The sequence below is a fragment of the Photorhabdus kleinii genome (assembly GCF_025384885.1).
In the GTDB taxonomy this organism is placed as follows: domain Bacteria; phylum Pseudomonadota; class Gammaproteobacteria; order Enterobacterales; family Enterobacteriaceae; genus Photorhabdus; species Photorhabdus kayaii.
Genome location: NZ_JAJAFY010000148.1, coordinates 1 through 912 on the forward strand (window position 1 = coordinate 1; position 912 = coordinate 912).

The window sequence follows — 912 nt, forward strand, 5'->3', positions numbered from 1 at the left end:
TTTTTTTCCGGCTTGATTGAAGGGCTGGCGCCGATTAAACAGGCATTTAACGCTGCGTTTGCGCCATTTGCGCCTATTTTTGATGGTATTGCGAATGCAGTTAAAAAAGTGTGGGACTGGTTCACAAAACTATTTGAACCCGTCAATACCACATCAGAAGATTTGAAAGCGTGTACAGAAGCCGGAAAAACATTTGGGGAAATTGTCGGAAAAGCAATCGGTGCTGTAGTATCCGTCATTTTGAAAGTAGCCGAGGGCGTTAGCTGGCTGCTTGAAAAACTTGGCGCGATTCCCGATGCCACAAAAGCCGCCGCTGAAGCTGCTCAGGTCATGAATAAGGCTGGTGAGCCTATCAAACCTGCCGAAGTCGGTGATGGGGTTGCGTGGCGATGGGATGATAAATTAAAAAAAATGGTCAAGGAAGAATGGAAACCCGGCGCCGAAGAACCAATCAAACAAGCAGGCAAAAAAGCTGATGAAGTAGCTGGTAATGATAAAAAAACCAATATACCGGCATTCGGTACCGAGGTTTACACCCCTAAAGGAGATAAAAAGAACAATAAGAATCAGACAGGCGGGGGAACCACAAATACATCATTACAAAATACTGCATCACTCGCTGACGCGAATAAACTGGGTGAAATTGTCTTTAAGAATTATCCCGCCGTGACTGCAATAGATGGCGCGTATCGTGAGCCCCAATTGAATGTACCGCGTGCCTCATTGTTATCTCGACTAAAAGATTCTGCGATGGGGCTTGCAAATGCGGTGCTGCCAGAACCACAACCGGCGTTCGCTGGCATTCCGGTACCGATTGATCTGAACGGAAATAGAAATGAGCGGCAAAGAGCGAGTGACAATTACACTTTTGAGCTGAATTTTTACGGTATTGATATGAGTGACAGCAAAGCC

1 pseudogene is annotated in these 912 nt (G+C 45.9%); it reads left to right on the plus strand.

The features are described 5' to 3' along the window. Nucleotides 1-912, plus strand: a pseudogene (locus LG003_RS23090) (phage tail tape measure protein); the annotation flags it as partial.